Origin of the sequence: Chitinimonas sp. (assembly GCF_041904975.1) — a bacterium.
Lineage (GTDB): Bacteria > Pseudomonadota > Gammaproteobacteria > Burkholderiales > Chitinimonadaceae > Chitinimonas.
The window spans coordinates 1-4,805 of sequence record NZ_JAYRLZ010000299.1 but is presented as its reverse complement, the minus strand read 5'-3'; the positions used below and the strand labels follow the sequence as shown (position 1 = coordinate 4,805).

At 65.0% G+C, this 4,805-nt stretch carries 5 protein-coding genes; all 5 read right to left on the bottom strand.

The window, feature by feature from the left end:
* The coding region (locus tag ACE3OH_RS19390) for a hypothetical protein (RefSeq protein WP_374357061.1) at positions 1 to 825 on the bottom strand (825 nt) is incomplete at its 3' end.
* A 423-nt stretch (positions 826 to 1,248) separates the two neighbouring features.
* Positions 1,249 to 1,980 (bottom strand): phosphonate metabolism transcriptional regulator PhnF, encoded by a 732-nt coding sequence (phnF, locus tag ACE3OH_RS19385; RefSeq protein ID WP_374357059.1) that lies wholly within the window; start codon positions 1,978 to 1,980, stop codon positions 1,249 to 1,251.
* Between the two features lie 21 nt (positions 1,981 to 2,001).
* Positions 2,002 to 3,099 carry a TIGR03364 family FAD-dependent oxidoreductase gene (locus ACE3OH_RS19380; RefSeq protein ID WP_374357057.1) on the bottom strand — a complete coding sequence of 366 codons (1,098 nt, stop codon included), beginning with the start codon at positions 3,097 to 3,099 and terminating at the stop codon, positions 2,002 to 2,004.
* Positions 3,096 to 3,926, bottom strand: coding sequence for a phosphonoacetaldehyde hydrolase (gene phnX / locus ACE3OH_RS19375; RefSeq protein WP_374357053.1), 831 nt, complete (start codon positions 3,924 to 3,926; stop codon positions 3,096 to 3,098). Before phnX ends, ACE3OH_RS19380 begins: the two co-directional genes overlap by 4 nt.
* Positions 3,874 to 4,805, bottom strand: a 932-nt coding sequence (locus tag ACE3OH_RS19370) for an aminotransferase class V-fold PLP-dependent enzyme (protein WP_374357049.1), incomplete at its 5' end; no start/stop codon positions are given. The genes ACE3OH_RS19370 and phnX, both read right to left, overlap by 53 nt.

Here is a 4,805-nt window from a genome sequence, read left to right as displayed (position 1 = left end):
CAGTGGCCGGCGAAACAGCGACAACTCCTTGGCCGAGGCATAACCATAGGGGTCGTCCACCGCCGCCAGGGTGAACTCGGCACCGGCCGGAATACCGAGACCGACGCGGATCAGGCCCTTGCTGCGCAACATGCTGTAGGCGGCAAAGCGTTGGTCCTGCGTATCCACCTTGGCATTGGGCGAATTGGCGCCGTCATTGAGGCGGAACACCGGGTCGAGGCCATTGCTGGCGCTGAAACGCCTGGCCAGGGTATCGGGGGTAATGCTCCAGCCCGCGCCCTGGTCATGACAGGAGGCGCAGGCGCGGCCGTTACCGAGCGGTTTGAAAAACAGATTGCCGGTATCAATGCTGCCGGCACTGGTAAAGGTGGCCGAGGCGCCCTCGCCATTATCCACCGGTGCCAGCAAGCCCACCGGTCGGGGAGTATCGGGCAGGCTCGGCCCGCCCGGCACGGTATATACCGCCCGCAAATGCCCCGGTGCATTGATACCGGCCTGCAGGCTGCTATAGGCAAGATAGAGCACCAGGCCTGGCTTGCTGGCAATGCTCAGATCACTGAGCACCACCGGCGATTGCGGCCGCAGCACCAGCTGCTGGGCAATCGGCAAGGTGCCGCCGGTATAAGGCTGCCAGTCATTCAGGCCGGCACCACGGATCAGCCATGCGCCTTGGTAAAACGCCGCCACATAAACCTTGGCCGTTTGGTTGAGCTCGTTCGTATCCGGCACGATGGCCGCGCTGATGGTATTGCCGCTGAGGCTGGCGTTGCCCAGGCTGGCAGCCTGCCCCGTCATGCTTGCACCCAGGATTGCCAGGCTTGCCATGACCAGTTTGCTTCGCGCCCAAAGATACATGATGGTTTGCTCCGTCGATTCTGCAGATCACTGGAAGCTGCGCAGCAGAGGCACGGAAGATGAGTGCACTCAATCAGCATATTCGCCATTGCTTATTTAGCATCGCCGCACAGCGTGCCATACACACCGTTGGTCTGCCCTGCAGGGTTCGACCATGCCCGGTGCAGGCATGCGGCCATGGTCGGAGGCAAATTGGGAGCAATTGTGGAGACCATGCCAAATGGATAACGAGCGGCCATCGCAGCCCGATAGGCGGATGGGGGTCACAGCAGCACCAGACCATTCGTCATGCCCATGCAGGCGGGCATCCGGGCCGATGGTTTCCGTGGGTTCCGCCTAGGCGGGAACGACGCATGGGGTGCTTCCGCCAAAAACCACCGCCAAGCGATCGAGCTATTCCGGCTCGATCACCAGCTGCACCGCCGTACTGCTGAAGCGGGTAATGCCGTATTCGATCACCGTGCCGGCCTCGTCGGCATAGACAGTCTCGACATACAGAATCGGCAAGGTGGCCGGCTGGCCCAGCTGCTGGGCTACCTCGCGGCTGGGCAGGCGGGCGGTGATGCGACTGAGCTTGCGCTGGAAATTCGCGACGCCGAAGCGCGCCAGCGCGTCATGGGTCTTGCCAGTCTCGCGGTAGACCTCATCAAAGCCGGCAAAGCGCGGCAGCGGAAAATACTGGCTGCATACGCCGATCACCCGCTCATCCAGCACATCCCAGGAGTCGATCTGCAGCACCGTGCTGCCGGGCGGCAGTTCCAGCATGGCCAGGATATCGGCGCGTGGCGCGACGGTGACGGCCCGCAGCAGCTGGCTTTTGCCGGCCCGGCGCGCCTTGGCCACGCTATGGGCGAAGCGGCTGCGCCGGCCCAGCTGGTAGTCGATCAGATCATCGCGGACAAAGGTGCCACGGCCATGCACCACTTCCACCAGGCCGCGCTCGGCCAGCGCCTTGATCGCCTGGCGCACCGTATGCCGATTCACCCCGAAGCGCTCGGCCAACTCGGTTTCATTGGGCAGACGCTCACCGACAGCGCCCTGCAGGATGTCGGCAGCCAGCGCCTCTTCGATCTGGCGCCATACCGACGTACCGGCACGGCGGATAACTGCGGGGGAATCACTCATGAACACGACCGGCAACCGACATTAATGGGCAAACTGGCGTTCGGCCAGGGCAAAGGCGATGCTCATGCCGACGCCAGCGGTAATGAGCACGGCGCTGATTGTCTCGCCCTGCTGCAAAATCTCAAAGGGCCGCGCGCCGCTGGCATAGATGCCCTGCCAGCGCTCCACCACCTGCAGGGGCCGCCCCAGCACGCTGCGCGCCAAGTCCAGCAGAAGCGTGTCGACCAGCTCGCGGTGGAACGGCGCGGGGCTGCTGTCGTAGTGGTGTGAATCACCAATGATCAATTCACCGCCCTCCCCGACCTGCTGCACGATCAGATGGATGCCGTGTTCCAGCAAGGCCGGCTCATATTGCGCCACCTGCTCGCGCAAGGCGGCTAGCGCCGTGCAGTCGGCAAAGGCGGGGTAATGCAGGGCCGATAAGCCGGTCATCAGCGCCGGAGCAAGCTGCAGACCGGGGTTGGCGAGGCGCAGCATCTGCAAGGCGCAGCGGCGTATGCTCAGACTGGCGAAGGCTTGCGGCAACAGGGTCTGGGTATCGTGACCGCTACAGATAATGGTGCGCCCGGCTTGCCAGCTGCCACGGCTGGTCTCCAGCCGCTCGCCTTCCACGCTATTCACCTGGGTATCCCGAACAAAGCGCACGCCATACTGCTCGGCCAGCCAGCTGGCAATGGCGGGAATGGCGCGGCGCGATTCCAGTGCGATTTCGCTGGCGCTGAACAGGCCGCCACAGCCCTGCAAGCCGAATTCGCCCAGTTGCGCCGTGCCGAGCAGGCGGGTGCCGTAGTCGGCGCCGCGCAGCGCCTGGAATTGTTCCAGCACCGCCCATTCCGCCTGATTGCGCGCCACGATCAGGCTGCCGCCCGCCTTATGCCAGCAGCCGGCCGCCGGCAGGATCTCCAGCCAGCTTTCGCGCGAGCGCAGCGCCAGCTCGCGCATCTCCCCAGCTGCCTGGCCCACGGCGAGGCCCAGGCCAAAATTGCGCACCGAGGCGCCGCGCGCGCAGCGGTCGCGCTCGAACACCGTCACCGACAGACCGCGCCGTGCCGCCGCCCAGGCATGGGCCAGACCGACGATGCCGGCGCCGACGATGGCGACATCGCTATGGCCATTCACGGCCGCTCGCCCCGCGCCAGGCGCTGCTCGATAGCGGCAAGCGCCTGTGGCAGCTCGGCAATGGTGTCGACGACATAATGGGCGCCGGCCGCATACAGCTTGGCCTCGGCCCGCGCCTTCAGTGCCTCGCGCTCGGCCACGGGCGTCGCCTGCAGCTCGTCCAAGCTCAGCCCCACCTCATTGCCCGATAGCGACAAGCCCACCGTCCACATGCCTGCCGCCAGGCCTTCGGCAATACCGGGCACCGTATCGTCCACTTTCACGCAGGCTGCCACTTCCTGCACCCCGAGTTCGATCACATTGGCCAGGGCCATCCATGGGCCGGGACGGCCGCCTGGCTTGAGATCATCGGTCGCCACCGCATGATCGGGCGCAATGCCCTGCTCGGCAGCGAACGGCAACAGGCGGTCCATCACCGCCCGCGGGTAGCCGGAACAGGAGCCGATCTTCACCCCGCGCGCACGCAGGGCGGCCAGCAGCTCGATGGCGCCGGGAATCGGCCGGGAATACTGGCCGACCTTGGCGATCTGCAAGGGCATGAATGCGGCGTACAGCGCATCGACATCGTCGCGGCTAATGGCGCGGCCGAACTTGGCCTGCCAGCGCTGCGCCACGCCGGCCTGCCGGCCCAGTGCGGCGATGTGATCCCATTTGGCCAGGCCCATGGGCAGGCGCGCCTCGGCGAGGCTCACCTCGATACCAAAGCCGGCAAAGGCGTCGATCAATACCTGGGTTGGCGCAAATGAGCCAAAGTCGACCAGGGTGCCGGCCCAGTCAAAGATCACAGCCTCGATCGGGCCTTGGTAGTGGCGGGTATAGCGGTACATGGATAGTCCTGTGTGATGCGGATATGAAATTGAGGCGGCTCAGGCGCTGCGGATGCCCATCTCGCGCAGCACCCGGTCCATCGCCGCCACCGCTGCCAGCATGTCGCTCTGGCCGATGGCACCGATGCAGCCGACCCGGAAGGTCTCCAGCTCGGTGAGCTTGCCCGGATAGAGCACGAAGCCCAGTGCCTTGACCCGCTCGTAGAATTCGCGGAACTGCCAGTTGCCATGCTTGGGTGCATGCACCGTGACGATGATGGGTGCCTGCAAGGCTGGCGGTAGGAAAGCTTGCAGGCCAATTGGCTTGGTAACGGGCCATCCGCGCCACTCGGCCGCCTTCGGCGTCAAACTGATCGAGCGCCGCGCGGAATGCCGCCACCACATGGGTAGGCGGGGTATAGCGCCACTGCCCGGTCTTTTGCATGTATTGCCACTGGTCATGCAGATCCAGCGACAAGGAGTGCGCATTGCCCTGCGCGGCGGCCAGTGCCTCGCGCCGTGCAAGCACAAAGCCCATGCCGGGTACGCCTTCCAGGCATTTGTTGCTGGAGGCGATCACCGCGTCGAAAGCCAGCTCCTTGGCCGACAAGGGCAGCGCGCCAAAGGCGCTCATCGCGTCGATGATCAGCTTGCGGCCGGCCTGCGCCACCACCGCTGCCACTTCTGCCAGCGGATTGAGAATGCCGGTGCTGGTTTCGCAATAGATCAGGCCGACATGGCTGATGTTTGGGTCGTCAATCAATCGCTGCGCCACCGCCACCGGGTCGACCGGCGCCGTTTCGCCAAAGTCCAGCACCGACACCTGGCGGCCCATTACTTCGGTGAGACGCGCCATGCGCTTGCCATAAGCGCCATTGACCAGCACCAGCAGCTTGCCAT